This window comes from Aromatoleum anaerobium, from assembly GCF_012910705.2.
GTDB classification, from domain to species: domain Bacteria; phylum Pseudomonadota; class Gammaproteobacteria; order Burkholderiales; family Rhodocyclaceae; genus Aromatoleum; species Aromatoleum anaerobium.
In genome coordinates, this window is sequence record NZ_WTVG02000040.1 from 1,255,996 (window position 1) to 1,280,386 (window position 24,391).

At 69.4% G+C, this 24,391-nt stretch carries 22 protein-coding genes; 19 read left to right on the plus strand and 3 right to left on the minus strand.

The features are described 5' to 3' along the window. Positions 1-185 precede the first annotated feature (185 nt). From GO606_RS21415 to mgtE, 8 genes are all read left to right on the plus strand, one after another. Positions 186-1,010, plus strand: coding sequence for an undecaprenyl-diphosphate phosphatase (locus GO606_RS21415; protein ID WP_169119786.1), 825 nt, complete (start codon positions 186-188; stop codon positions 1,008-1,010). Between the two features lie 62 nt (positions 1,011-1,072). Further along, positions 1,073-1,657, plus strand: a complete 585-nt coding sequence (locus GO606_RS21420; RefSeq protein WP_169119785.1) for a YqiA/YcfP family alpha/beta fold hydrolase — start codon at positions 1,073-1,075, stop codon at positions 1,655-1,657. After that, positions 1,654-2,532 (plus strand): methyltransferase domain-containing protein, encoded by an 879-nt coding sequence (locus GO606_RS21425; protein WP_169119784.1) that lies wholly within the window; start codon positions 1,654-1,656, stop codon positions 2,530-2,532. The genes GO606_RS21420 and GO606_RS21425 overlap by 4 nt, the downstream gene beginning before the upstream one ends. 129 nt (positions 2,533-2,661) lie before the next feature. Continuing rightward, the gene (locus GO606_RS21430) at positions 2,662-4,569 is read left to right on the plus strand and encodes a ribonuclease catalytic domain-containing protein (protein ID WP_169119783.1); all 1,908 of its coding nucleotides are present in this window, start codon (positions 2,662-2,664) and stop codon (positions 4,567-4,569) included. A 226-nt stretch (positions 4,570-4,795) separates the two neighbouring features. Next, positions 4,796-5,497: an energy transducer TonB gene (locus GO606_RS21435; RefSeq protein ID WP_343316359.1), complete on the plus strand. Its 702-nt coding sequence runs from the start codon at positions 4,796-4,798 to the stop codon at positions 5,495-5,497. Positions 5,498-5,499: 2 nt separating this feature from the next. Then, positions 5,500-6,333: a shikimate dehydrogenase gene (gene aroE, locus GO606_RS21440; RefSeq protein WP_169118310.1), complete on the plus strand. Its 834-nt coding sequence runs from the start codon at positions 5,500-5,502 to the stop codon at positions 6,331-6,333. Next, a complete protein-coding gene (mtgA, locus tag GO606_RS21445) occupies positions 6,330-7,022 on the plus strand; it encodes a monofunctional biosynthetic peptidoglycan transglycosylase (protein ID WP_169118303.1) in 693 nt (230 codons plus the stop codon). Before aroE ends, mtgA begins: the two co-directional genes overlap by 4 nt. Before the next feature lie 181 nt (positions 7,023-7,203). Then, positions 7,204-8,646 (plus strand): magnesium transporter, encoded by a 1,443-nt coding sequence (mgtE, locus tag GO606_RS21450; protein WP_169118302.1) that lies wholly within the window; start codon positions 7,204-7,206, stop codon positions 8,644-8,646. A 21-nt stretch (positions 8,647-8,667) separates the two neighbouring features. Here the strand turns inward: mgtE and hemL are convergent, their stop codons facing one another. Genes hemL through thiD form a run of 3 tightly spaced genes read right to left on the minus strand, consistent with a single transcriptional unit; the run spans position 8,668 to position 11,475 of the window. Continuing rightward, on the minus strand, positions 8,668-9,951 hold the full coding sequence (gene hemL, locus GO606_RS21455) for a glutamate-1-semialdehyde 2,1-aminomutase (protein WP_169118301.1): 1,284 nt from the start codon (positions 9,949-9,951) through the stop codon (positions 8,668-8,670). A gap of 47 nt (positions 9,952-9,998) precedes the next feature. After that, positions 9,999-10,625 carry a thiamine phosphate synthase gene (gene thiE, locus GO606_RS21460; protein ID WP_169118300.1) on the minus strand — a complete coding sequence of 209 codons (627 nt, stop codon included), beginning with the start codon at positions 10,623-10,625 and terminating at the stop codon, positions 9,999-10,001. Further along, positions 10,618-11,475 (minus strand): bifunctional hydroxymethylpyrimidine kinase/phosphomethylpyrimidine kinase, encoded by an 858-nt coding sequence (thiD, locus tag GO606_RS21465; protein ID WP_169118299.1) that lies wholly within the window; start codon positions 11,473-11,475, stop codon positions 10,618-10,620. The genes thiE and thiD overlap by 8 nt, the downstream gene beginning before the upstream one ends. Before the next feature lie 135 nt (positions 11,476-11,610). On the opposite strand from thiD, the gene GO606_RS21470 reads away from it, so the two are divergent. From GO606_RS21470 to GO606_RS21520, 11 genes are all read left to right on the plus strand, one after another. Continuing rightward, positions 11,611-11,763 carry a rubredoxin gene (locus GO606_RS21470; RefSeq protein WP_211166608.1) on the plus strand — a complete coding sequence of 51 codons (153 nt, stop codon included), beginning with the start codon at positions 11,611-11,613 and terminating at the stop codon, positions 11,761-11,763. 105 nt (positions 11,764-11,868) lie between these two features. Further along, positions 11,869-12,255 (plus strand): response regulator, encoded by a 387-nt coding sequence (locus GO606_RS21475; protein WP_169118297.1) that lies wholly within the window; start codon positions 11,869-11,871, stop codon positions 12,253-12,255. Between the two features lie 23 nt (positions 12,256-12,278). Next, positions 12,279-12,644 (plus strand): response regulator, encoded by a 366-nt coding sequence (locus GO606_RS21480; RefSeq protein ID WP_169118296.1) that lies wholly within the window; start codon positions 12,279-12,281, stop codon positions 12,642-12,644. Positions 12,645-12,649: 5 nt separating this feature from the next. Continuing rightward, complete coding sequence (locus GO606_RS21485; RefSeq protein WP_169118295.1) at positions 12,650-13,165, plus strand: chemotaxis protein CheW; 516 nt, start codon at positions 12,650-12,652, stop codon at positions 13,163-13,165. 51 nt (positions 13,166-13,216) lie between these two features. After that, positions 13,217-15,358 carry a methyl-accepting chemotaxis protein gene (locus tag GO606_RS21490; RefSeq protein ID WP_169118294.1) on the plus strand — a complete coding sequence of 714 codons (2,142 nt, stop codon included), beginning with the start codon at positions 13,217-13,219 and terminating at the stop codon, positions 15,356-15,358. A gap of 20 nt (positions 15,359-15,378) precedes the next feature. After that, positions 15,379-20,619, plus strand: coding sequence for a hybrid sensor histidine kinase/response regulator (locus GO606_RS21495; RefSeq protein WP_169118293.1), 5,241 nt, complete (start codon positions 15,379-15,381; stop codon positions 20,617-20,619). After that, positions 20,616-21,182 carry a YqgE/AlgH family protein gene (locus tag GO606_RS21500; protein ID WP_169118292.1) on the plus strand — a complete coding sequence of 189 codons (567 nt, stop codon included), beginning with the start codon at positions 20,616-20,618 and terminating at the stop codon, positions 21,180-21,182. The genes GO606_RS21495 and GO606_RS21500 overlap by 4 nt, the downstream gene beginning before the upstream one ends. Continuing rightward, positions 21,175-21,645 carry a Holliday junction resolvase RuvX gene (gene ruvX, locus GO606_RS21505; RefSeq protein WP_169118291.1) on the plus strand — a complete coding sequence of 157 codons (471 nt, stop codon included), beginning with the start codon at positions 21,175-21,177 and terminating at the stop codon, positions 21,643-21,645. Before GO606_RS21500 ends, ruvX begins: the two co-directional genes overlap by 8 nt. Next, the gene (gene pyrR, locus GO606_RS21510) at positions 21,632-22,132 is read left to right on the plus strand and encodes a bifunctional pyr operon transcriptional regulator/uracil phosphoribosyltransferase PyrR (protein ID WP_169118290.1); all 501 of its coding nucleotides are present in this window, start codon (positions 21,632-21,634) and stop codon (positions 22,130-22,132) included. The genes ruvX and pyrR overlap by 14 nt, the downstream gene beginning before the upstream one ends. Continuing rightward, positions 22,125-23,096 carry an aspartate carbamoyltransferase catalytic subunit gene (locus GO606_RS21515; protein ID WP_169118289.1) on the plus strand — a complete coding sequence of 324 codons (972 nt, stop codon included), beginning with the start codon at positions 22,125-22,127 and terminating at the stop codon, positions 23,094-23,096. The genes pyrR and GO606_RS21515 overlap by 8 nt, the downstream gene beginning before the upstream one ends. Continuing rightward, on the plus strand, positions 23,097-24,374 hold the full coding sequence (locus GO606_RS21520; protein ID WP_169118288.1) for a dihydroorotase: 1,278 nt from the start codon (positions 23,097-23,099) through the stop codon (positions 24,372-24,374). Positions 24,375-24,391 lie beyond the last annotated feature (17 nt).

Genomic DNA, 24,391 nt, shown 5'->3' on the forward strand with positions numbered 1-24,391 from the left:
ATCCTCTGCAGGGTTTCTTGTGTCGCGGGAGTGCCCCGGCACGGTATCCGGCGATTGTTAGAGATGCATGACAACGCCCGCCGGCGCCCGCCGCATCGGCTCAACAGCGTGCTTAAAGATCATTTCGCTGCCCCGCAACAATCCGCTCCGTATAATCCCGGCTTCGAACGCACAAGGCCTCCGGCATGGATCTTCCCCTCCTCGTTATCGCGCTCATCCTCGGCATCGTCGAGGGGCTGACCGAATTCCTGCCGATCTCTTCCACCGGCCACCTGATCATCATCGGCGACCTGCTCGGCTACAACGACGCGACGAGCAAGGTGTTCAAGATCGTCATCCAGTTCGCCGCGATTCTCGCCGTGTGCTGGGACTATCGCGAACGGCTGGTGAGGGTCGCGGCCGGCGTCGGCAGCGAGGCCGCGGCGCAGCGCTTCGTCGGCCTGCTGTTCATCGGCTTCCTGCCGGCGGCGGTGCTCGGCCTGATGTTCCATTCGACGATCAAGGGCCTGCTGTTCAACCCGCTGACCGTCGCCACGGCTCTGGTCGTCGGCGGCCTGCTGATTCTCTACCTCGAGCGCCGCGCGTACCATCCGCACATCAATGCGATCGACGAGATGCGCTGGCCCGATGCGCTGAAAGTGGGTTTCGCCCAGGCCGCGGCGATGATTCCGGGCACGTCGCGCTCCGGGGCGACGATCCTCGGCGGGCTCGTGTTCGGGCTGTCGCGCAAGGCCGCGGCGGAATTCTCGTTCTTCCTCTCGATTCCGACGATGTTCGCGGCGACCATCTACGACCTGTACAAGAACCGCGACCTGCTCCACATGGCCGACCTGCCGGTGTTCGCGATCGGCTTCGTCGCGTCCTTCTTCGCGGCGATGTTCGCCGTCAAGGCCTTCATCCGCTTCATCTCGAACCACACTTTCGTCGCCTTCGCGTGGTATCGCATCGTGTTCGGGCTGGTGGTGCTCGCGACGTGGCAGCTGGGGCTCGTCGAGTGGAGCGAGTTCTAGCCGCGCCGCATCCCGCCGGCCGCGGCTAGACTGTCGCTTTCCGGCCGTTCCGAGAGGCTCCGATGATCATCTACCTGCACGGCTTCCGCTCCGCTCCGGCGTCGATCAAGGCGCAAGCGCTGCAGCGCCACATGGCGGCGAAAGGATTGGCGCACGCGTTCTGGTGCGAGCAGCTGCCGGTGTCGCCGCGCGCGGCGATCGCGCTGGTCGAGACGCAGATCGCGCACTGCCGCCGCGAACGGCCGGAGCTTCCGCCGACGCTGGTCGGCAGCTCGCTCGGCGGCTTCTACGCGACCTGGCTCGCCGAAAAACACGGGCTCGCGGCGGCGCTCGTGAATCCGGCCGTCGTCGCGCCGCTGTCGCTCGAAGCGTGGATCGGCCCGCAGACGAACCTCTACACCGGCGAGCGCTTCGACTTCACGTCGCGGCACATCGAGGAGCTGCGCGCGCTCGACGTCGCCGCGATCACCCGGCCGGAGCGCTACTGGCTGCTCGTCGAAACGGGCGACGAAGTGCTCGACTACCGCGACGCGGTGGCGAAATACGCCGGCGCGCGGCAGACCGTGCTCGCAGGGGGCGACCACGGCTTCTCGCGCTGGAACGACTATCTCGACGCGCTGCTCGCGTTTGCGGGACTGGCATCATGAGCGCGCCCGATTTCGACGCGCGCCGCTTCAAGTCGATCGAGCGGGCCGGTTTCAACCGCATCGCCGCCCGCTATGCCGACGGCGCCCACCTGCGTGCGGACCTCGCCGACGCGCTGCTCGGCGCGGCACGGCTCGCACCGGGCCGGCGGGTACTCGACCTCGCCAGCGGCCCCGGCCTGCTCGCCCGTGCGGCCGCCCGCCAGGTGCAGCCCGGCGGCTGGGTGCTCGCGAGCGACATCGCCGAGGAGATGCTCGCCGAAGGCGCGCGTCGCACGCTCGGCGAGACTGCGGCAGCCGCGCCGTCCGCCGGCGCATCCGGGCTTTCGTTCGCCGCCGCCGATGCCGAACAGCTGTGCCTGCCGGACGCGAGCTTCGACTGCGTGCTCGCCGGCCTCGCGCTGTTCATGTTCCCGCACCCGCAGCGGGCGCTGGCCGAGATGCACCGCGTGCTGCGCCCGGGAGGCCGGGTCGCGCTGTCGACGTGGGGCGCGCGCGACGACGTCCCGCTGATCGGCTGCGCACAGGATTGCATCGCCCGCCTGCTGCCGGCGCCGAAAGTCGCCCGCCCGTCGGTGTTCCGCTTTGGCGACGCGGCAGTGCTCGAAGCCGCGCTCGCAGCGGCCGGCTTCGTCGACGTGCATATCGAACCCTGCCGCTTCACGTGCGAGTTCGCCGACGCCGCAGCGTACTGGCAGGCTTTCCTCGATCTCGCCGGCGGCGCCGCCGAAGCGCTCGCGCGCCTGCCGCAGGCCACGCAACACGCGTTGCGCGACGCGGTCGCCGCGGAGCTCGAAGCGCACCGCAGCACCGGCGGCACGGGATATTCGCTCGACGCGCTCGCGCTCGTCGCCACCGCGCAGCGCGCGGCGGAATGAACCCTCGGCGGGCAGACCGCGACCAACGGCGGGTGACGAGGGCCGCGCGCCCCCTCCTGCCCGGGACTTCGAGCCCGCCGCGACCGAATCCTTTAAACTGTCGGGCTTGCTCATTGATGGCGGTAGCCGATGTTTGTGCTGTTCGAAGAGGACGGGGCCTTCAAGGCCGGGACGGTTCTCGCTGATAACGACTCCTCGCTGCAGGTGGAGACCTCTCACGGCAAACGGGTGAAGCTGAAAAGCAACCACGTGCTGCTGCAGTTCCGCGAGCCCGCGCCGGGGGAACTGCTCGAACGCGCCGCCGCCGACGCCGAGGAGCTGGACACCGGTTTCCTGTGGGAAGTGTGCGGCGACGGCGAGTTCGGCTTCCAGGACTTCGCCGCCGAGTACCACGGTCACGCGCCGAACGCCGTCGAAGCCGCTGCCGTGCTGCTGCGCCTGCACTCGGCGCCGATCTATTTCCACCGCAAGGGGCGCGGGCGTTTCCGCAAGGCTCCCGCCGAGATCCTGCAGGCGGCGCTCGCCGGCCTGGAAAAGAAGCGCCAGCAGGCCGAGGCGATCGAGCGCATGCGCAGCGAACTCGTCGCGGGCCGCCTGCCGGCCGAACTCGCCGGCATGCTGCCGCAGCTGCTGTACCGCCCGGACCGCAACCGCATCGAGACCAAGGCGTTCGAGGCGGCCTGCGTCGACGCCGGCCTGTCGGCGCCGCGGCTGCTGCTCAAGTGCGGCGCGCTCGCATCGAGCTACGATTTCCACTATCACCGCTTCCTGTTCGAACATTTCGAGGACGGCGTCGCGTTCCCGCCTTTCGAGCCGCCGCACGACCCGGCCGAACTGCCGCGCGCCGATGTCGCGGCGTTCTCGATCGACGACGCGACGACGACCGAGATCGACGACGCGTTCTCGGTGACGCCGCGCGCAGGCGGCGGCTGGCGCATCGGCATCCACATCGCCGCGCCGGCGCTCGGTTTTGCGCGCGGCTCGGCGCTCGACGCGATCGCGCGCCGCCGGCTGTCGACGGTGTATATGCCGGGCAACAAGATCACGATGCTGCCGGACGCCGTCGTCGAGGCCTTCACGCTCGCCGCCGGGCGCGACTGTCCGGCGGTGTCGCTGTACCTCGACGTCACCGCGGCGCTGGCGATCGTCGGCCACGAGAGCCGCGTCGAGCGCGTGCCGATCGTCGCGAACCTGCGCCACCACGACATCGAGCCGCTGTTCAACGAGCAGGTATTGCACGAGCAGGACGGCCCCGACTTCGCGTGGAAGCGCGAACTCACCTTGCTGTGGGACCTCGCGACGGTGCTCGAAGCCGGCCGCGGCAAGGCCGAATCCAACCAGAACCAGGTCGATTTCAACTTCTACGTCGACTGGCAGACCGAGACCGCCGACGGCGCCGGCTACGTGACGATCACGCAGCGCCGGCGCGGTTCGCCGCTCGACAAGCTGGTCGCCGAGATGATGATCCTGGCGAACGCGACGTGGGGCAAGCTGCTCGACGAAGCGGGCGTGCCGGGCCTCTATCGCGCCCAGAGCGGCGGCAAGGTGCGCATGACGACGGTCGCCGCGCCGCATGACGGCTTGGGCGTCGACTGCTACGCGTGGTCGAGTTCGCCGCTGCGCCGCTACGTCGACATGATCAACCAGTGGCAGATCATCTCGGTGCTGCGCCACGAGCCGCCGGCCTTCGCGCCGAAGTCGGCGGACCTGATGGCGGTGCTGCGCGACTTCGAACTGACCTACGCCGCGTATGCCGACTTCCAGCGCCAGATGGAGCGCTACTGGTGCCTGCGCTGGCTGCGCCAGCAGCCCGGCATCGCGGTCGACGGCAAGGTGCTGCGCGACAACCTCGTGCGCCTCGAGACGATTCCGCTGCTGCTGAAAGTGCCGTCGCTGCCGGTGCAGCTGCCGGGCAGTCGCGTGCGCTTGACGATCGAGGACAGCGACGTGCTCGACGTCGACGTCCGCGCGCGCTACGTCGAGACGCTCGCCGAGCCGACCCCGGAAGAGGCCGCAGACGCCGCGCTGGAAGGCTGAGCCGGCTGCGCAATGTCGAGCCGCCCGACCCTCCGCCGATCGACGCCCGCCGCGAGCGCCCTGCGCACGCTGGCGAAGCTGACCGGCGGCGCGGGGCGGGACGCGCGCCGGCTGCAGCTGGCGCTCGCCGTCTCGGTAGTGCTGCATGCGGTGATCCTGAGCATCAGCTTCACGCTCCCGGTGCGCCCGCCGATCCGCGATCCGGGGCTGGAAGTCGTCCTCGTCAATGCCCGCCACGCCCGCGCCCCCGACAAGGCCGAGGCGCTGGCGCAGGCGAACGTCGACGGCGGCGGCAACAGCGGCCGGCAAGTCAGGCCGAAGTCGCCGCTGCCGCCGCAGCAAGTCCGCCGCGACGGCAACGCGCCCGTCGAGGCGAGGAAGCGCGTCGCACCGCCCGCGCCGGTCGAGCGCCGCGTCGCAGCCGAAGGCTGGGCAGCGGTCCGCCCCGCCGCGCACCCGGGGAGACGACGCCGGCCTCGCCGCCACCCCAAGGCTCGATCTCCTCAACAGCGCGGCCACCGTCGCGCGCCTGGAAGCCGAGATCGACCGCCAGCTCGACGACTACGCCAGGCGCCCGCGCAAGAAGTTCATCGGCGCGCGCACCAAGGAATACCGCTTCGCGCAGTACGTCGAGGACTGGCGCCACAAGATCGAGCGCGTCGGCACGCTGAACTACCCGGAAGCGGCGCGCGGGCGGCTGTACGGCAGCCTGCTGCTGGTCGTCGCGATCCGCGCCGACGGCTCGATCGAGCGCGTCGAGGTGCAGCGCTCGTCGGGCGAGCCGATCCTCGACGAAGCCGCGAAGCGCATCGTCCAGCTCGCCGCGCCGTTCGCGCCGTTCCCCGGCGACATCCGCGGCGACACCGACATCCTCGAGATTGCCCGCACCTGGACTTTCACCAACGCCGACAAGGTAACCGCGCAGTGACCATCGACCGTTACGCCGTCATCGGCAACCCGATCTCCCACAGCCGCTCGCCGGCCATCCACGCCGAGTTCGCGCGCCAGACCGGGCAGCAACTGTCCTACGAGGCGCTGCTCGCGCCGCTCGACGGCTTTCGCGACGCGGTCGAGCGCTTTCGCCGTGGCGGCGGGCGCGGCATGAACGTCACGGTGCCGTTCAAGCTCGAAGCGTTCGCGCTGGCCGAGCGCTGCTCGCCGCGCGCGCGCGCCGCCGGCGCCGTCAATACGCTCGCGTTCGGGCCCGACGGCATCTTCGGCGACAACACCGACGGCGCCGGGCTCATCCGCGACATCGTCCACAACCTCGATCGCCCGCTCGAAGGGCAGCGTGTCCTGCTGCTCGGTGCGGGAGGCGCGGCGCGCGGCGTGCTGCTGCCGCTGCTCGCCGAGCGCCCGGCGCAGCTCACGCTCGCGAACCGCAGCGTCGACAAGGCGTATGCACTGGCCGAGGCGTTCCGCAGCCACGCCCCGGACGTCGCGCTCGACGCGTGCGGTTTCGTCGACTTGGCCGGTCGGGCGTTCGACGTCGTCATCAACGCGACCGCCGCGAGCCTCGCCAACGAAGCGCCGCAGCTGCCTGCCGGGCTGTACGCGGCGGGCGGGCTGGCGTACGACATGATGTACGGGCGCGGCGATACGCCCTTCCTCGCCGCGGCCCGCAGCGATGGCGCCACGCAGCGGGCCGACGGCCTGGGCATGCTCGTCGAGCAGGCGGCCGAGAGCTTCCTGCTGTGGCGCGGCGTAAGGCCGGATACCGCGCCGGTGCTCGCCGCGCTGCGCCGCCAGCTCGACGGCAGATGAAAACCGCGCTGCGCGGCGCAGGCTGGGCGCTGCTGGCGCTGGTCGCGCTGTTCGCGCTGTACCAGCTGTGGATTTTCACGCTCGTGCTGTGGTGGAGCCAGTTCAATCCGTCGAGCACGAGTTTCATGCAGCTGCGCCTCGACGAACTGCAGCAGAAGCGGCCGGATGTCGCACTGCGGCACGAGTGGGTGCCGTACGAACGCATCTCGATCCACCTCAAGCGCGCCGTGATCACCGCCGAGGACGACACGTTCATCGACCACGACGGCTTCGACTGGGAAGGCATGCAGCGCGCGCTCGAGAAGAACCAGCGCAAGGGCCGTGCGGTCGCCGGCGGCTCGACGATCAGCCAGCAGCTCGCGAAAAACCTGTTCCTGTCGCCGTCGCGCAACTACTTCCGCAAGGCCCAGGAGGCGGTCATCACGGTGATGATCGAAACCGTGTGGAGCAAGCGCCGCATCCTCGAGGTCTATCTGAACGTGGTCGAATGGGGCAACGGGATTTTCGGCTGTGAAGCTGCGGCGCGGCGCTATTTCCGCGTCCCCGCGGACCGCCTCGGCCCTGCCGAAGCCGCTCGCCTGGCGGTGATGCTGCCGAATCCGCGCCGCTACGAGAAGCAGTTCGGGCCACGCCTCGCCGCCCATGCAGAGCGGATCCGGTCGCGGATGATCCACGCCACGGTGCCCTGAAACCGCCTTCCGGGGAACCGGCTGGCGGCGTGGCCGAGGAGGTCGCCGAGCTGCTGCGCCGAACTTTCGCGGCAGCGCAGCATTTTGCCGGATCCGGGGTCGCAAGGGCGGGTCGAAGCCCGTAGAATTCGCGCCTTACGCCCTGTCCCCACCCGATTCCACCCCCGACCCGGAGGCGCCGATGAGCGCGCAAGACGAGCTCCACCCGGACGACGTCCAGCAGCACCTGCGCGAAGTGCAGGCGCTGCTGTCACGCCACAAAGTGGTGGAAGAACTCGTCCATCGGCAGGACATGCCGCGCCACGAGCTCGTCGAAAACCTCGTCCACAAGCAGCACCTGGCCGAGTTGCAGAGTCGCCTCGACAAGCTCCACCCGGCCGACATCGCGTACATCCTCGAAGCGCTGCCGCCCGAGGACCGCCTGTTCGTCTGGGACCTCGTCAAGGCCGACCGCGACGGCGACATCCTGCTCGAAGTGTCGGACGCGGTGCGCGAGACGCTGATCGAGACGATGCGGCCCGACGAGCTCATCGCCGCGGCCGAAACGCTCGACGCCGACGAGCTCGCCGACCTCGCGCCGGACCTGCCGCCCGAGGTCATGCAGGACGTCTTCCAGGCGCTCGACAGCGAAGGCCGCGAGCAGCTGCGCGCGGCGATGTCGTTCCCGGAAGATTCGGTCGGCGCGCTGATGGACTTCGACATGGTGACGGTGCGCGAGGACGTCACGCTCGAAGTCGTGCTGCGTTACCTGCGCCGCTTCGAGGAGTTGCCCGACCATACCGACAAGTTGTTCGTCGTCGACCGCGACGATCACCTGAAAGGCATCCTGACGCTCGAATCGCTGCTGATCAACGATCCGGAGATGACTGTCGCGTCGGTGATGCACCGCGAGAACGTCATCAGCTTCGAGCCCGACGACGAGGCTGACGACGCCGCGCAGGCGTTCGAGCGCTACGACCTGGTGTCGGCGCCGGTGATCGACCGCGAGCGGCGCGTCATCGGCCGGCTGACCGTCGCCGACGTCGTCGATTTCATCCGCGAGGAATCCGAAGCCGAGATCCTCAGCCACGCCGGCCTGCGCGAGGAGGAGGACATCTTCGCGTCGGTGTGGGATTCGGTGAAGAACCGCTGGGCATGGCTCGCGGTGAATCTCGTCACCGCTTTCATCGCGTCGCGCGTCATCGGCGCGTTCGAAGGCTCGATCGAGAAGCTCGTCGCGCTCGCCGCGCTGATGCCGATCGTCGCCGGCATCGGCGGCAACTCCGGCAACCAGACGATCACGATGATCGTGCGCGCGATCGCGATGGGCCAGGTCGAACAGTCGGCGATGCAGCGCCTGATGAAAAAGGAAATCGGCGTCGCGCTGTTCAACGGCGTGGTGTGGGGCGGGCTGCTCGGCGTGCTCGCGTGGTGGCTCTACGGCAGCGCGTCGCTCGGCGCCGTGATGACGGCCGCGATGACGCTGAACCTGCTGCTCGCCGCCGCCGCCGGCGTCGTGATCCCGATGCTGCGCATGCGCCTCGGCGCCGATCCGGCGATCGGCGGCTCGGTGATGATCACCGCGCTCACCGACTCGGGCGGCTTCTTCATCTTCCTCGGGCTCGCGACGCTGTTCCTGCTGTGATCCCGGCCGGAGCCCTCGGGTTCAGCCGAGGCTCGCGAACACCTTGCGCGCCGCCGCGATCGTCTCATCGATGTCGGCCGCGGTATGTGCCGCCGACACGAAACCCGCCTCGAACGCCGACGGCGCGAAGTAGTGGCCGGCGTCGAGCATCGCGTGGAAGAAGCGGTTGAAGGCGTCGCGGTCGGACGCCATGACGTCGGCGAAGGACTTCGGCACGGCGGCGCTGAAATACACGCCGAACATGCCACCGACCGAGTCGGCACTGAACGTCACGCCCGCGTCGTTCGCCGCCGCGGCAAGCCCTGCGACGAGCTGCGTCGTGCGCGCGCTGAGGTTTTCGTAGAAGCCGGGTTCGCGCAGCAGTTTCAGCGACGCGAGGCCCGCGGCGACCGCGACGGGGCTGCCCGACAGCGTGCCCGCCTGGTACACCGAACCGAGCGGCGCGATTTTCTCCATGATGTCGCGCCGGCCACCGAAGGCGCCGACCGGCATGCCGCCGCCGATGACCTTGCCGAGCGTCGTGAGGTCCGGCGTGATGCCGTAGAGACCCTGCACCCCTTGCGGGCCGACGCGAAAGCCCGTCATGACCTCGTCGAAGATCAGCACCACGCCGTATTCGGTGCATAGCCGGCGCAGCCCTTCGAGGAAGCCCGGCAGCGGCTTGACGAGGTTCATGTTGCCGGCGATCGCTTCGACGATGACTGCGGCGATCTCGCCGCCGCGCGCGCGAAACGCGTCCTCGACCTGCTGCAGGTCGTTGTAGTCAAGCACGATCGTGTGCTTCGCGAAGTCGGCCGGCACGCCGCCCGACGACGGGTTGCCGAACGTCAGCAAGCCGGAGCCGGCCTTGACCAGCAGACTGTCGGCGTGGCCGTGGTAGCAGCCTTCGAACTTGACGATCGCGTCGCGGCCGGTGAAGCCGCGCGCAAGCCGGATCGCGCTCATCGTCGCCTCGGTGCCGGAGCTCACCAGCCGCACCATCTCGATCGACGGCATCAGCTCGCAGATCAGCTCGGCGATGTCGACTTCGGCCTCCGACGGGGCGCCGAACGACAGCCCGGCGAGCGCCGCCTCGCGCACCGCCTCGACGATCGCGGGGTGCGCGTGGCCGGCGATCGCCGGCCCCCACGAGCCGACGTAATCGACATAGGCCTTGCCGTCGGCATCCCACACGCGCGCCCCTTCGGCCCGACTGATGAAGCGCGGCGTGCCGCCGACCGAGCGGAACGCGCGGACCGGTGAGTTGACGCCGCCGGGGATGGACTTCCGGGCACGCTGGAAAAGGGTTTCGTTTCTGCTGGTCATGTCGAGGGCAACCCGTGATGGCATTTGAAGGGAAAAAAGCGGACGTATCAGGCGTCGAACAGCGTGCGGTAGGCGGCAGCGCGCGCGCCCGGATCGGGGGCGTCGAAAACGTCGGCGACGACCGCGACAAGACTCGCCCCGGCCGCGATCACTTGCGCCGCGTTGTCGAGCGTGATGCCGCCGATCGCGGCGAGCGGCACCGCGAGTTCGCGCCTGCCGCGGACGAACAGATCGAGCGGCGCGCGCACTGCGGCCGGTTTCGTTGCCGACGCGAACACCGCGCCGAACGCGACGTAGTCGGCACCGGCCGCGCATCCCGCCACCGCGCGCGGCCATTCGTCGTAGCAGGTCACGCCGAGAATGCGGCCCGCCCCGAGCGCGCGTCGCGCCGCGCCGAGATCGCCGTCCTCGCGGCCGAGATGCACGCCGTCCGCGCCGCTCGCGAGCGCGAGATCGAGGCTGTCGTTGACGATGAACGGCACGCCGGCCTGGCGGCACAGCGCCGCGATCTGCCGCGCCTGCCCGAGCCGCAGCGCGGCGTCCGGCTGCTTGCTGCGGTACTGCAGCAGCGCGGGCCGCCCGCCGAGCGCGCGCGCGACCTGCGCGACGAGCGTTGCCGTGTCGGGAGAGTCCGGGGTGATCAGGTACAGCCCGCGCAGGCGTGCGTCAGGCATCGTCGCGTTCCTCGGGCCGCGCCCAGAAGAAGCGGTCGGGCAGCGCCAGCCCCATCCCCGGCCGGTACGCGCCGGAGAGCGCCTGAAACGTGAACTCCTGGGCCTCGCGCACCGCTTCGGGCACTTCCATGCCGTGCGCCAGCGCAGCCGCGACCGCGCCCGCGAGCGTCGCGCCGGCGCCGAGGAAACGCGCCGGCAGCCGCTCCCACGCGTCGGTGCGCACGACGCCTTCGGCCCCCATCAGGATATTGACGACCTGCGGCCCCGGCTCGCCGACCCCGGTCAGCAACACGTATTCCATGCCGAGCGCGAGCAGGTGCGCGACGGCGTCCTCGAGCAGGAGCGGCTCGTCGGCGTCGGCGTCGGCATCCGCGTCCTCGAGGCTGGCGAGCGCGAGCCGCAGCACTTCGTGGCGGCTCGCGACGAGCACCGTCACCTGCGGCAGGACCAGTTCGGCAAGCGCCGCGAGCATCTCGTCTGCCGCGCCTTCGTCACCCTCGACGTACGACAGCGCCGGCTCCAGCACGAGCGGCAGATCGGGGTAGTCGGACAGGATCTCGGCGATCGCGGCGACGTTCTCGACGTTGCCGACCAGCCCCAGCTTCAACGCCTGCACCGGGATATCTTCGAGCACCGCGCGCGCCTGCGCGGCGACCGCGTCGGCATCGAGCGCGAGCAGCTCCTCGATGCCGCGGGTGTCGCGCACGGCGACCGCTGCGACGACGGTCAGCGGGTGGCATCCCATGCTCGCGAGCGTCAGGACATCGGACTGCAGCCCGCCGCCGCCCGTCGCATCACTGGTGGCAAAACAGAGCACGGAAGGCGGAACGTCGGAAGTACCGTAAGACATTTATGAAGGCTACCTGCTGCTGGGTACGCCGGCTGGTCTGGCGCGGCAGGGAAAATGCGGTAAGATGCGGCGGATTTTACAGCCAATTCGCGCCGAACACGCCGCCAGATGGCCAGCACGCAATACAAGACCTGGATGTGCCTGATCTGCGGCTTCATCTACGACGAAGCCGCCGGAGTGCCCGGCGAAGGCATTCCGCCCGGCACCCGCTGGGAAGACATTCCTCCGAACTGGACCTGCCCCGAGTGCGGAGCCCGCAAGGAAGACTTCGAGCAGGTCGAGCTCTGAAGTGTGCGAAGGCCGCACCGGCCGGGCGGAGCGGCCCGCGCCGGAGGATCTTGTCCGGTCGCATGGCGGAAGGCCTGCAAGAACGAACCAGCGAGGATTGACGTCATGGATCTGACCGGACTCCGGGTGATGGTGATCGACGACAGCAACACCATCCGGCGCAGCGCCGAGATCTTCCTGACCCACTCGGGCTGCGAGGTGCTCCTCGCCGAGGACGGCTTCGATGCGCTGGCGAAGATCGCCGACCATCGCCCTCATGTCATTTTCGTCGACATCATGATGCCGCGCCTCGACGGCTACCAGACCTGCGCGCTGATCAAGAAGAACCCGCGGCTTTCGGCGACGCCGGTGATCATGCTGTCGTCGAAGGACGGGCTGTTCGACCGCGCCCGCGGCCGCATGGCCGGGTCGGACGAATATCTCACCAAGCCGTTCACCAAGGACAGCCTGCTCAGGGCGGCAGCTGCCCACGCCAGCCGCGCCACCGACTGAGCGCCACGGGAGCACCGGGACAAATGACGATCAAGAAAATCCTCGTGGTCGACGATTCGCCGACCGAACGCTTCGCCCTCACCGAGCTGCTGTCCGCGCGCGGCTACCAGGTGGTCACGGCCGAAAACGGCGAGGATGCGATCGCGAAGAGCCAGAGCGAAATGCCGGACCTCATCCTGATGGATGTCGTCATGCCCGGCATCAACGGCTACCAGGCCACGCGCATGATCGCGCGCAGCGAATCCACCCGCTCGATCCCGATCATCATCTGCACCAGCAAAGGCCTCGAGACCGACCGCATCTGGGGCATGCGCCAGGGCGCCCACGACTATCTCGTGAAACCGGTGGACGGCGCCGAACTGCTCATCCGTATCCAGGCGCTGGGCTGAGGCGGATGGCGAAGCGACTGAGCCTGCGCGAGTTCCAGGAAGACCTCGTCCGCCGTTTCGCCGAAGCGCGCAGCGACGACCGCCATGCGCTGCTGGGCGTGCGCGCAGGAACGGAAAACTGGCTGATCAACCTGACCGACACCGGCGAGATCCTGCCGGTGCCGCCGCTCGCGCCGGTGCCGCTCGCGTGCGAATGGTTCCGCGGCCTCGCGAATGTGCGCGGCACGCTGTTCAGCGTCGTGGACTTTGCGGCCTTCCACGATGGCGCGCCGATCGATCCGGGTGGCGCGACGCGGCTGCTGCTGGTGGGCATGCGTCACGGCGTCAATTGCGCGCTGCTCGTCTCGCGCGCGATCGGCCTGCGCAACCCCGACGACTTCCAGCCGGACCGGAGCGGGGGCGACGACGCGCGGCCGTGGGTCCAGGGCCGCCTGCGCGACGCGCGGGAGCGTCTGTGGCTGAAGCTCGACGTCCCGCAACTCCTTGCGCATCGCGGCTTCCTGAACGCCGGCATTGACTGACGCAAACCGGTTTTTCCCCTGAACGACGATCCGAATTCGCGGAGCAAGAACATGGCCCTCAAGCTTCCAAAGCTGGACTTCAGCATCGCCAGGACAGCCTACGTCGAGGATGCACCGGCCGCGACCACGATCATGGAAGCGCCGCTGCGCCGCCCCGCGACGAAGGAACGGAAGGCCCCGGCGCAAAAGCGCGCCCGCACCGCGTCCGAAAAAATCACCCTGCTGGGCGTCGCCTTCGCGCTGACGACGATCGCCGGTCTCGGGCTGATCTTCCACCAGTTCCGCGAATCGGCGCACGCGACAACCTACATTTCCATCGCCGGCGAAATGGAAACGCTGTCGCAACGGATCGCCAAGGCGGCGCAACTGTCGCTGCAAGGCAACCCGCAGGCGTTCGCCGACCTGCGCAGCGGAACGCGCCGCTTCACCGAACTCCTCGACACGCTCGGCCAGGGCGGCGCGGTCGCCGGGAAGGGAATTCCGCCGGTGCCGAACAGCGCGCAAACCGGGATCGACGCGCTGCGCAGTGCCTGGAGCGAGACTGCCCGCAACGCCGCCTGGCTGATCGACCAGGAGAAGACGCTTCTCGCGCTGACCCAGTCGATCGCGTCGCTCAACGAGCAGGACGAACAGCTGTTCCAGCAAGCCCGGCATCTTGCGCAATTCAAGCTGCAGACCAATGCTTCCGGCGCCGACATCGCCGCGGCCAGCACCGTCGTGATGTTGACGCAACGCATCACGAAGAACGCGAACGCGCTGCTCGTCCCCAACGCGATCGAACCGCAGACCGCGGCCGCGCTCGGCCAGGACGCGCGTGCCCTCGTCGACCTGGTCGCCACGATCGCGCAGACGACGACGGATCCCGCGGCGCGTGCGCGCCTGCAGGGTTTCGAGACGCACGCGCAGGACACGCTCGGCGCGGTCACCCGCCTCGTCGACAACATCGACGTCCTCGTGCAGGCGAAACAGGCCGGGCGGCAGATCTTCTATCAGGATTCCGAGGCCCTGACGACCCGCGTGCGCGCGCTGTCCGACACCCTCGACGAGAGCTCCCGCGGCCTGACTCCGGCGACGCTCGGGATCGCCGTCGTCGCCCTGCTCGGCCTGGCGATCCTCGGCCTGATGGCGAAGATCAACAATGCGGAGATCGCTGCCCGCGGCGCCGAAGCCGAAGCGTTGCGCAAGAACGCCGAGAACGAACACAATCTTGCCCAACAGGCGATCCTGCGGCTGATGAACGAGATGGGCGAGCTCGCCGATGGCGACCTGACAGTGCGCACGACCGTCTCGGAGGACATCACCGGCGCGATCGCGGACTCGGTCAATTACACGATCGAAGAACTCTCGGTGCTGGTGCGGCGGATCAACGACGCCGCCGGCCGCGTCACCGCCGCGACCGAATCGGCGCAGAGCACGTCGAACGAGCTGCTCGACGCGACCGGACGCCAGTCGCGGGAGATCCAGGAAGCCGGCGCGGCCGTGCAGCAGATGGCCCGCTCGATGACCGAATCGTCCGAACTCGCGTTGCGCTCGGCGCAGGTCGCGCGGCGCTCGCTCGACTCGGCGCGCAAGGGCGCGGGCGCGGTCGAAAACACGATCCGCGGCATGAACGACATCCGCGGCCAGATCCAGGAAACCTCGAAGCGCATCAAGCGGCTCGGCGAGTCGTCGCAGGAAATCGGCGAGATCGTCGAACTGATCTCGGACATCACCGAACAGACCAACGTCCTCGCATTGAACGCGGCGATCCAGGCCGCGTCGGCCGGCGAAGCGGGGCGCGGCTTCACCGTCGTCGCCGAAGAAGTGCAGCGCCTGGCCGAACGTTCCGGCGAAGCGACGAAGCAGATCGCGGCGATCGTGAAGACGATCCAGACCGACACCAAGGATGCGGTCGGTTCGATGGAAACGGCAACGCGCGACGTCGTCGAAGGGGCGCAGCTGTCCGACGCCGCGGGCCAGGCGCTGGCTGAGATCGGCGACGTGTCGACGGAAACGGCGCGCCTCATCGAACAGATTTCCGGCGACACGCAGCAGCAGGCCGCGGCCGCGACGCGCGTGGCCGAAGCGATGAAGGAGATCCTCGCGGTCACCGAGCAGACCGCGCGCGGCACGCAGCAGACCGCCGTGTCGGTGGGCCAGCTGGCCGATCTCGCGGTCGAGCTCAAGGGCTCGGTGTCGGGCTTCAAGGTCTGACCGCGGCATAGAGGACGCCCATGAGCCACCCTGACGCGCTGGATCTCGGCCCGCTGACCTGGGTCAAGACCGAAATCGACCTCGCGCTCGCGCGCGCCGACGAATCCCTCGATCAAGCGCTCGGCGCATCGGGGGGCGCCGCCTGCGTCCAGTTTGCGCAGACTCATCTCCACCAGGCGTGCGGCGCGTTGTCGATCGTCGGCCTCGACGGGCTGAGCCAGTTCGCGTCCTCGCTCGACCAGCTGCTGGGCATGCTCGCGCACGACGAACGGCCGATCGACGCTTCGACGGTGGAGCTCGCGCGCCGTGCGCTGGCGACGATCGGCAACTATCTCGAGGAGCTTGTGCACGGCACGCCGGACCAGCCGCTGCGCCTTCTGTCGCTATACGAGGAGATTGGCACCGTCCGGGGCGCGGGGCCGCTGTCGCCCGCGGAGCTGTTTTTCCCCGACCTCTCGCTGCGTCCTGCGCGGCGCGGCGCGGCGCCGGCCGGATTGAACGAGGACGTCCGCCAGCAACAGCTGCGCACCCACCGCGCGCTGTTCCAGCGTGGCCTGCTGCAATGGCTGCGCACCCCCGCGGACGCCGCCGGTCCGCACGCGATGCTCGCAGCGGTCGGCGAGATCGAAGCCCTGCACACCGGCACCCCGGTCGGCGTGCTGTGGTACGCCGCACAGGCCTTCCTCGAGACGCTGATCCATCAGGACCTGCCGGCACGGCCGGAAATCAAGCGCCTGTGCTCGCAGCTCGATGCCCAGCTCAAGCGCCTGTCCGACATCCCGGTCGTCGTCCCCGACCGCCTCGTGCGCGAGTTGCTGTACTGGACCAGCCAGGCGCCGGCGCGCAGCGCCCACCAGAAGGACGTCCGCGCGACCTGGCGACTCGACGCGCTGCTTCCGCAACCCGGCGCGACGGTCAGTGCAGCTCCGCTCGCTGCGCTGCTGAAGACCCTGCAGGGGCTGATGAGCGCGGCGAAACAGGCCTGGGACGGCTTCGCGGAGGGCCAGGCGGTGGAGCTGCCACGCTTCGACGCGCATCTCGCCGAGCTCGCCGCACAAGCCTCCCGGCTCGGCCGGCCGGCGCTCGACCGGCTGCTTCGCGGCATCGCCGAATTCATCGCATGGCTGCGCAAGGACCCACTGCGCTGCAGCGACCCGATCGCGCTGGAAGTCGCGACCGCATTGCTGCTGTGCGAGGCGGGGCTCGAGCGCGGCGCACCCGCTGCCGGATTTTCCGCGCACGTCGACGACACGGTCGCGCGCCTGGAAGCGCTGGCGCGAGGCGAGCCGGTCCCTGCTGCCGAGCGTTCGCCGGCCACGGAGACGGCACGGCGCGCGCAAGAGCGCGACGCGCTCGGCCAGCTTGCGCGTGAAATCCTGTCGAGCCTCGCCCAGGTCGAGCAGGTTCTCGACGATTTTTTCCGCAACGAGCAGAAACGCACGCTGCTGGCGAGCCTCGCAAAGCCGCTCGGGCAGATCGCCGGCGCGTTCGCGCTGATCGGCGACGCCCCGGCCGTCGCCCTCGTCGAGGACGCCGCCGGCACGGTCGCCCGCCTTGCGGACGCCGGGCAGAGCCCCGATCAGGGCGAACACGAACGGCTCGCGCGGCGACTGTCGGCGCTGGGTTTTTACGTCGAAGCCCTGCAGCATGGCCCCGCGCAGCTCGAACGCTTTCTCGACCCGCAAGACGTCGAAGAGACGCTGGTCCCGGCCCCTGCGCCCGCCGGCGCACAGTCAGCAGAGCCTGCCGCATCGCCCCCAGCCGCAGCCGCAGCCGCCGACCTCGATGCCGAACTGCTCGCGATCTTCATTGAAGAAGCCCATGAAGTCCTGGCAACGATCGGCGCACGCCTCGACCTGTCGAGCAGCGACGCCGACGCGCGCGAGCATCTCGTCGCGATCCGCCGCGGTTTCCACACCCTCAAGGGCAGCGGCCGCATGGTCGGTCTGCACGACCTCGGCGAGACCGCGTGGGAGATCGAACAGACGCTGAACCGCTGGCTGCAGCTCGAGTGGACGCCCTCATCCGCCCTTCATCGGCTCATCGACGCGGCTCGCACGGCGTTGCTGGAATGGGTGCGCGATCTCGAAGCCGGCCGGGCTCAGGCGCGGGATGTCGCGGCGCTGGTCGCCGAGGCGCAGCACCTGCGCAGCGACGAAAGCGAGGATCTTCTCGCCGGCCTCGAAATCGAGAGCTCGGTCTTCGATTTCGGCGACCTTCCCGGCAGCGATTCTGAAGCGCCATTGCTGCCGTTCGAGCCGGAGGTGTTCAACTTCGCGCCGGGCGCGTCGTTCGAAACGGCTGCCGGCGCGCCCGATGCCGGCCCCGACGAGCCGGCCGCACTGCCCGCGGCCGCCGAACGGGAAGTCGTGCGCATCGGCGCGGCGGAAATCAGCCGGCCGCTCTACGACCTCTACGTCGGCGAAGCGCGTCAGCACCTCGCGGTCCTGCACGCCGAGCTCGCGCGCCTGGAAGCCAATCCGACCCTGATACCGGCGGAGGAAGCGCTTCGCGCCGCCCATACGCTGGCGGGCATCTCGGGCACCACGCGGCTGACGCCGCTGCACGAGCTCGCACGCGGACTCGAACACGCGCTCGAACGCCTGCGCGACACTGCCCAGGAGCCCACGGCCGAACAGGCCGCGCTGCTGAAATCCGCCAACGACACACTCGGCGCGATGCTGGCCGAAGTGGTCGCGCGCCGCATGCCGCTCGCGGTGCCGGAGCTCGTCGAGCAGCTCGACGACGTCGGCCGCGAGACACCGCTGGAAACCGGAACCGAAACCGAAAGGGCGCCGAGCGTCCGCGGCCTCGCCAGCCACGACAACCTCATCGCCGCGCAGCCCGCCGACGCCGGGAGCGTGCCGTCCGGGCCCGGCTCCCCGGTCCATGACGAACTCGACGCGCAGCTGCTGCCGGTCTTTCTCGACGAAGGCGCAGAGCTGCTCGGCGAACTGCACGCAGCGCTGCGCCAGTGGCGCAGCGACGGCGCGGCCGATGCCGCGCAAAGCACGGCGCGATTGCTGCACACGCTGAAGGGCAGCGCGCGCATGGCCGGTGCGATGACGCTCGGGCAGCACGTCCACCACCTCGAATCGCAGCTCGTTGCAGCGCTCGAAGGCGGACAGGAACCGGCCGGCGGACTGATCGACGAACTGACCGCCGGGCTCGATCAGGCCGAACAGCTGATCGACGCGATCGCCGGCGGCGGCCCCGCACAACCGGCGCCGGCCCCGGACGACGCGGCGCCGGCAACGTCAGCCGGGCAGGACGGGGCGAGCGGCGCCGCCACTTTGCGCGTGCGCGCGGACGCGGTCGATCGCTTCGTCAACCAGGCGGGCGAAATCGGCATCACCCGCACGCGCGTCGCCGGCGAGTTGCGCACGCTGCGCCGCTCGCTGCTCGACCTGACCGAAAACGTCATCCGCCTGCGCAACCAGCTGCGCGAAGTCGAGCTCCAGGCCGACGTGCAGATGCAGTCCCGCCTCGCGCGCAGCGACGCGCACGACGGCGCGTTCGACCCGCTCGAGATGGACCGCTACACGCGGCTGCAGGAACTCACGCGGATGATGGCCGAGAGCGTCGGCGACGTGACGACCGTCCAGCAGAGCCTGTTGCGCAACCTCGACGGCGCGGAGCTGGCGCTCAACAGCCAGGCGCGCCTGTCGCGCAACCTGCAGCAGGCGCTGATGCAGGTGAGGATGGTGCCGTTCGACAGCCTCGCCGACCGGCTCTACCGGGTTGTGCGCCAGAGCGCGAAGGAACTGGGCAAGCGTGCTGACCTCGACTTGCGCGGCGGACGCATCGAGATCGACCGCAGCGTGCTCGAACATCTGGTCGCGCCGCTCGAACACCTGCTGCGCAACGCCGTCGCGCACGGCATCGAACATCCCGACGCGCGGCGCGCAGCCGGCAAGGGCGAAATCGGCCAGATCACGCTGAGCGTAAGCCAGGAAGGCAACGAAATCGCGATCGCGCTCGCCGACGACGGCGGCGGCCTCGACTACGGGCGCATCGCCGAACGGGCGCGTGCGAGCGGCCTGCTCGGCGCCGACGAGGCGGCCGACGAGTGGCGCCTGACGAACCTGATCTTCATCCCGGGTTTTTCGACCGCCGACAGCGTGTCGCCGCTCGCCGGCCGCGGCGTCGGCATGGACGTCGTGAAGTCCGAGACGGCGGCGGCGGGCGGTCGCATCGACGTTCATTCCGAGGTCGGCCGCGGCACCGAGTTCCGCCTCCATCTGCCGCTCACGCTCGCGGTCACGCAGGCCTTGCTGGTCCGCGCCGGCAGCCGGACTTACGCGATCCCGTCGAGCATGATTGCGCAGGTGCTCGAACTCAAGGCCGAGCCGCTCGACGCGCTGCGCCGCGACGGCGGCACCGAGTGGCAGGGCCGGCACTTCGCGTACCGCTATCTTCCGCAGCTGCTCGGCGAGCGCTTCACCCAGCCGCCGGAACAACGCTTCAACTGGGTCCTGCTGCTGCGTATCGGCGCGCAGACGCTGGCGCTGCACGTCGATGCGCTGCGCGGCAACCAGGAAATCGTCGTCAAGAACGCCGGCCCGCAGCTTGTGCGCATCGTCGGCATTTCCGGCGCGACAGTACTCGGCGACGGCGAGATCGTGCTGATCCTGAACCCCGTCGCCCTGGCGAGCCGCCGCCTCGCCGAAGGCACCGCGACCGCGGCGAACGCGGGCGGCGAAGCGCCGGAACCGCTGGAGCCGTTCGAGGCGGCGCCGGTCCGCGCCCCCACCGTGATGGTCGTCGACGATTCGCTCACCGTGCGCAAGATCACCGGACGCCTGCTGGAACGCGAAGGCTACCGGGTCGTCGCGGCGAAGGACGGCGTCGATGCGCTGGAGCGGCTGCTCGAAGCGGTGCCGGACGTGATCCTGTCGGACATCGAGATGCCGCGCATGGACGGCTTCGACCTGCTGCGCAACATCCGCGCCGACGAGCGCACGCGCGACGTGCCGGTGATCATGATCACGTCACGGCTCGCCGACAAACACCGCGAGTACGCCGGACGCCTCGGCGCGAACCACTATCTCGGCAAGCCGTACGACGAGGACGAACTGCTCGGGCTGCTGCGCACCCATACCGGGCGGGCCGCCGTGCCGGCCTGGCAACGCGTGCCGAGAAAACCGCGACCTGGGAGCGTGAGTTGCTACGCGGGAGCTGCACGAGGAAGCTGCGACGAAAGATCCCTTCCGCCGCATTCCTGCGCATCCTCGCCACGACGAGCTAAAATGCAGCCATGAGCGCAATCACTTCGAATCTCACGCACCATTTCCTGATCGCCATGCCGAACATGGCCGATCCGAATTTCGTGCGCAGCCTCACCTACATCGCCGAGCACAACGAGCAGGGCGCGCTGGGAATCATCGTCAATCGGCCGATCGACATGACGCTCGCGGCCTTGTTCGAACGCATCGACGTGCCGCTCGAAGCGGACGGGCTCGCCGGCCAGCCGGTTTATTTCGGCGGCCCGGTGCAGACCGATCGCGGCTTCGTGCTGCATCGTCCGGCGGGCGAATGGCATTCGACGCTCGTCGTGAATGACGAAGTCGGCCTGACGAGTTCGCGCGACATCCTGCAGGCGGTCGGCAGCAGCGGCGAGCCGCCCGACGTGCTGGTGACGCTCGGCTACGCGGGCTGGACCGCCGGCCAGCTCGAACAGGAGATCGCCGACAACAGCTGGCTGACCGTGCCGGCCGACCTCGCGATCGTTTTCGGACTCCCGCCCGAGGAGCGTCTCGCCGCGGCGATGCAAAAGCTCGGCATCGACTTCGCGAATCTGAGCGAGTCCGCGGGGCATGCCTGAGGCGCCGGGACCAGCGCCCGCCGCCCTGCCCGCCCGCGGCACCCTGCTCGGCTTCGATTTCGGTCTCGCGCGCATCGGTGTTGCCGTCGGCGAACTCGAAACCCGCCGGGCGAGCGCGCTGCTGACCCTCCAGGGCGAAGCCAGCGCGCCGCGCTTCGCGGCGATCGCAAAGCTCCTCGACGAATGGCGGCCGGTCGGACTGGTGGTCGGCATGCCGAGCCATCTCGACGGCACACCGCACGAAATGACCGCGCGCTGCCGACGTTTCGCGAACCAGCTGCACGGTCGGTTCGGCCTGCCGGTGTTCGAATGCGACGAGCGGCTGTCGTCGGTCGCGGCGGATGCAGCGCTGGCCGAAGCGGGGACGCACGACTGGCGCGCCCGCAAGCAAGTCCTCGACGCCGTCGCGGCACAGATCATCCTGCAACACTTCCTGGACACTCATGGACATGCAAAGCCTTGATGCCGAGGCGCTCTGCAAGACGCTGGTCGAGCAGATGCGCCCGCACGTCTCACCGGCGACCGCGCTGGTGGGCATCCACACCGGCGGCGTGTGGCTCGCCGAACGCCTGCATCGCGCGCTCGGCCTGAGCCAGCCGCCGGGCTCGATCGACGTATCGTTCTACCGCGACGACTTCGGCTCGAAAGGCCTGCACCCGCAGCCCAAGCGTACCGAGATCCCGTTCACGGTGGAAGGCGCCGACGTGATCATCGTCGACGACGTGCTCTACACCGGGCGCACGACGCGCGCGGCGATCAACGAGCTGTTCGACTTCGGCCGCCCGGCGCGCGTCGACCTCGCGGTGCTCATCGACCGCGGCGGCCGCGAACTGCCGATCGCGCCGCGCTGGTGCGCGCTGACCCTGCCCGAACCCCTGCCCGCGAACCAGAGCCTGCAGCTCGAGGCCGGCGCGACGGGCGAACTGACGCTGAGGCTGATCGATGCGTAATCCGCAGCTCAACAAACACGGCGAACTGCAGCACCTCTTGACGATCGACGGCCTGCCGCGCGGCATCCTGACGGCGATCCTCGACACCGCCGCACCCTTCACCGCAGTCGCCGAACGCGAAGTGAAGAAGCTGCCGCTGTTGCGCGGCAAGAGCATCTTCAACCTGTTCTTCGAAAATTCCACGCGCACACGCACGACTTTCGAGATCGCCGCGAAGCGCCTGTCGGCGGACGTCGTCAACCTCAACGTGTCGACCTCCTCGACCGCGAAAGGCGAGAGTCTGCTCGACACTGTCGACAACCTGTGCGCGATGCAGGCCGACATGTTCGTCGTGCGCCACGCGGCGAGCGGCGCGCCGTTCCTGATTGCGCAGCACCTCTTCGCCACCGGCCGCGACGACATCCACGTCGTCAATGCCGGCGACGGGCGCCACGCGCACCCGACGCAGGGGCTGCTCGACATGTACACGATCCGGCACTTCAAGCGCGACTTCACGAACCTCACCGTCGCGATCGTCGGCGACGTGCTGCACTCGCGCGTCGCCCGTTCGCAGATCAGCGCGCTGACGACGCTCGGCGTGCCCGAAGTGCGCGTCATCGGCCCGAAGACCCTGCTGCCGACCGACGTCGAGCGGCTCGGCGTGCGCGTCTTCCACGACATCCGCGAAGGCCTGCGCGGGGTCGATGTCGTGATGATGCTGCGGCTGCAGAACGAGCGCATGAACGGCGCGCTGCTGCCGACGCCGCAGGAGTTCTACAAGGTGTGGGGCCTGACCGCCGAGAAGCTCGCGCTGGCGAAGCCCGACGCGATCGTGATGCACCCGGGGCCGATGAACCGCGGCGTCGAGATCGACTCCTCGGTCGCCGACGGCGCGCAGGCGGTGATCCTGCCGCAGGTCACGTTCGGCATCGCGGTGCGCATGGCAGTCATGAGCATGCTGGCCGGTCAGCAGGGGAGCAAGTAAATGAAGATTCGCATCGCCAATGGCCGCGTCGTGGACCCGGCCAATGGACTCGACGACACGCACGACATGTATCTCGCCGACGGCAAGATCGTCGCCCACGGGCGCGCACCCGACGGCTTCACCGCGGAGCGCACGATCGACGCGACCGGGCTCGTCGTCGCGCCCGGCCTGATCGATCTGGCCGCGCGCCTGCGCGAGCCGGGCTTCGAATACCGCGCCACGCTCGAATCCGAAATGGACGCGGCGATGGCCGGCGGCGTCACGAGCCTCGCGATCCCGCCCGACACCGATCCCGTGCTCGACGAACCCGGCCTCGTCGAGATGCTGTGCTACCGCGCGAAGAAGCTGAACCGCGCGCACGTCTATCCGGTCGGCGCGCTGACGGTCGGGCTCAAGGGCGAACGCCTGTCGGAAATGGCCGAGCTCGTCGAAGCCGGCTGCGTCGCGTTCGGCCAGGCCAACGTCCCGGTCGTCGACAGCGCGGTGCTGTTGCGGGCGATGCAGTACGCCGCGACTTTCGGCTTCCGCGTGTGGCTGCAGCCGCTCGCGCCTTTCCTGTCGCGCGGTTTCGCGCACGACGGCGAAGTCGCGACCCGCCTCGGCCTGCCGGGCATCCCGACGGCCGCCGAAACCATCGCGCTGTATGCCCATATCCAGCTCGCCCGCGCGACCGGCGCGCGCCTGCATGTGACGCGGCTGTCAAGCGCCGAAGGGCTGGCGCTGATCCGGCAGGCGCGCGCCGACGGACTCGACGTCACCTGCGACGTGTCGATCAACCACCTGCACCTGTCCGACATGGATATCGGCTACTTCAACAGCAACTGCCACCTCGTGCCGCCGCTGCGCAGCCAGCGCGACCGCGACGCGCTGCGGCAGGGGCTCGCCGACGGCAGCATCGACGCGCTGTGCTCCGACCACACGCCCGTCGACGACGACGGCAAGCTCACGCCGTTCAGCGAATCCGAGCCCGGCGCGACCGGCCTCGAACTGCTGCTGCCGCTGACGCTGAAGTGGGCGGAAGAAGCGGGCCTGCCGCTGGGTCAGGCGCTCGCCCGCGTCACCTCCGACGCGGCACGCATCGTCGGCATCACGAAGGCCGGACATCTCAGTCCGGGCGCGCGCGCCGACCTGTGCCTGTTCGACCCGGCCGCCCACACGACGGTGCGCCGCGACACGCTGCACAGCCAGGGCAAGAACACGCCCTTCCTCGGGCTGGAATTGCCGGGACGCGTGCACTACACGCTGGTCGAAGGCCAGGTGATGCACGCGCTCGACTGAGCCCGGCCACGGGCGGG